Below are 2369 nucleotides of genomic sequence, written 5' to 3' on the forward strand. Positions count from 1 at the left end.
CAAAAACTATTAGAGCATCTAGGGACAAATAGCCGCCTTATCGAAGCGTGGGTAGCAGAACACCCTGCAATTCAGTTCCGCCCTCCTGAAGCGACCTATCTAGCATGGCTTGATTGCAGAGCACTCCGATTAGGAGATCGAGAACTGCGGGAGTTTTTTGTCCAAAAAGCGGGACTAGGACTTAGCCCTGGTCTTAGTTTCGGGAAAGAGGGGAGCGGTTTTATGCGGCTAAACTTTGCCGTACCGACATCGGTACTTGGTGATGCGTTGGATCGGTTAGAGAAGGCTTTGAATGATTGAAAAAATCGAGCGCTTTATCGGCGAGCATCATCTCCTCTCACTGGCAACAAAGGGAGAACGGTTGTGGTGCTGTTCGATGTTTTATGCTTATGATCCTAAAACAGTCTCGTTTATTGTCGCTTCCGATGAAACGACCGAACACATGAAAAATATGGCGCAAAATCACCATGTCGCAGGAACGGTTGCGTTGGAGACCAAAACGGTGGGGAAGATTCAGGGGATACAGTTTGTAGGGGAAATTGAGAAATGCTCCGATGGTTTAGAAACTATTTATTTTAAAGCATTCCCGTATGCGCGGATAATGAACCCGACATTGTGGATTATACGTCTGGATGAGGTCAAAATGACTGATAACACGCTGGGTTTCGGGAAAAAGGTTACTTGGAAACGGGAGTTTTAGGGCTAAAGTAACTACACGGTGCTCCGCTGGAACTCTGAACGACCATGGAGGGGATCATTTTGCTTTTGAATCCATATGCTTTACATCCGTGGGGCTGATTGGCTTCCCATGTGACAAAATAATAGCTACATTTATGACAATTTATTTTTTCCATGAGTGGAATATTAGCGTATAATTGCACAGATTAAAAAGGATAACCATGAACAAACTACTCTCAATGCTGCAACTTCAACAACAATTAAACGATGCGACCAATGGTCAAGGCTGGGAAAAGGGTATGACCAAAGACGGTAAGCGGATTAACTGGCGTCGTTGTGTCTATATGGAGAGTGCTGAGATGATCGATTCGTTTGGCTGGAAGCATTGGAAAAGTATTGCTCAGCCGACCGATTATGCGAACTTGCAAATTGAGATCGTCGATGTATGGCATTTTATTATGAGTTTGGTTCTCGAAGACGGTATTTATCGTGAAAAAGAGACGCACGAACAGATGGCAACGTGGATGGCTCAAACACAAGGGTATGAGATGCTTTGCACACAAAATACCCCTGCATTTGCTTTAGATGAGGCGTTAATGCTAAAAATCGAAACTATTATGCGACGCTCCCTCGAACCGGCTATCGATGGAGATTTGGAAAAAATGGTGGATGATTTTTTTCGTCTTTCGGTTATGGGTGCTTTGAATCTTGATGAACTGTATCGCCTCTATGTCGGGAAAAATATCCTCAACCAATTCCGTCAGGATCATGGTTACAAAGAGGGGAGCTATATCAAGATTTGGAATGGCTTAGAGGATAATGCAGTGATGAAAAGTGCTTGGGAAGCCAATCCTGATATGAGCCCGAGCGAGCTCTATGAGGTGATGACAAAAGCTTACCCTGCGTAAATCTCTTTATATTCACCTTTCCATCGTTTATGGCACCAGAACCAAAATTTCGGGTGCTCTTTTATTACCCTCTCCATCGCATTGACTTGTTTGGTTGTGGCGTCTAAAATCGCCTCTTCACTACTCCCTTCCACTTCAATAGGATCTTCAAAAGAGATAGTGTAGTAATGCTCTTCATCACTGAGTATATAAACTCCTACAATTGGAACCTGAAATTTGCTGGCTAAATGGGCAGCAGTAGAGGAGTGGTATGCCGCATGTGAGAAAAAGTCAGCTTTGACACCATATTTTGCATTACTGGCCTGATCAATCATAAGCAATACAGAACCGTTCTTTTTAAGGGTTTTAGCCATATGTTTGAGGGCACCGTTTTTCTCGGTCAGCTCCATTCGGTGACGTGAACGGGCTTCGTACAAATAAGGATCGAATTCCTGACGGCTAAATCCTTTGTAAATAGAGGCAACAGGGGTTATGAGTGAAGAGAGGGCAGCCCCTCCAAGCTCCCAATTGCCAAAATGGGCAGAAACGAAAATAATTCCTCGTCCTTGCGCCAAAATTTCATCCACCTTTTCACGGTTTTTAAACGTTACACACGAGGCAATCTCTTCAGCATTGTTTCGACGATTTTCCATCGTTTGAAGTAAATTTAGAGCCAAATTGCGGTAACAATAACGCTCAATCTCCCCTTTTTCTTTCTCACTCAGGCTCTGATTAAAGGCAAAAGCGAGATTTTGTTGAATCACTTTGTTACGTTTAGGGGCGAATTTATGCGCTAACACTGCT

At 43.6% G+C, this 2369-nt stretch carries 3 protein-coding genes and 1 pseudogene; 3 read left to right on the plus strand and 1 reads right to left on the minus strand.

Going from position 1 to position 2369, the window contains the following annotated elements:
• From WA010_RS11445 to WA010_RS11455, 3 genes and pseudogenes are all read left to right on the plus strand, one after another.
• A pseudogene (locus WA010_RS11445) lies at positions 1–300 on the plus strand (aminotransferase class I/II); the annotation flags it as partial.
• The gene (locus tag WA010_RS11450; RefSeq protein ID WP_422557244.1) at positions 293–700 is read left to right on the plus strand and encodes a pyridoxamine 5'-phosphate oxidase family protein; all 408 of its coding nucleotides are present in this window, start codon (positions 293–295) and stop codon (positions 698–700) included. The pseudogene WA010_RS11445 and the gene WA010_RS11450, both read left to right, overlap by 8 nt.
• Positions 701–899: 199 nt before the next feature.
• The gene (locus WA010_RS11455) at positions 900–1586 is read left to right on the plus strand and encodes a dUTP diphosphatase (protein WP_422557245.1); all 687 of its coding nucleotides are present in this window, start codon (positions 900–902) and stop codon (positions 1584–1586) included.
• Here the strand turns inward: WA010_RS11455 and WA010_RS11460 are convergent.
• The coding region (locus WA010_RS11460; protein ID WP_422557246.1) for a hypothetical protein at positions 1574–2369 on the minus strand (796 nt) is incomplete at its 5' end. The two genes, WA010_RS11455 and WA010_RS11460, sit on opposite strands and share 13 nt — an antisense overlap.

The organism is Sulfuricurvum sp., assembly GCF_049305995.1.
GTDB lineage: Bacteria > Campylobacterota > Campylobacteria > Campylobacterales > Sulfurimonadaceae > Sulfuricurvum.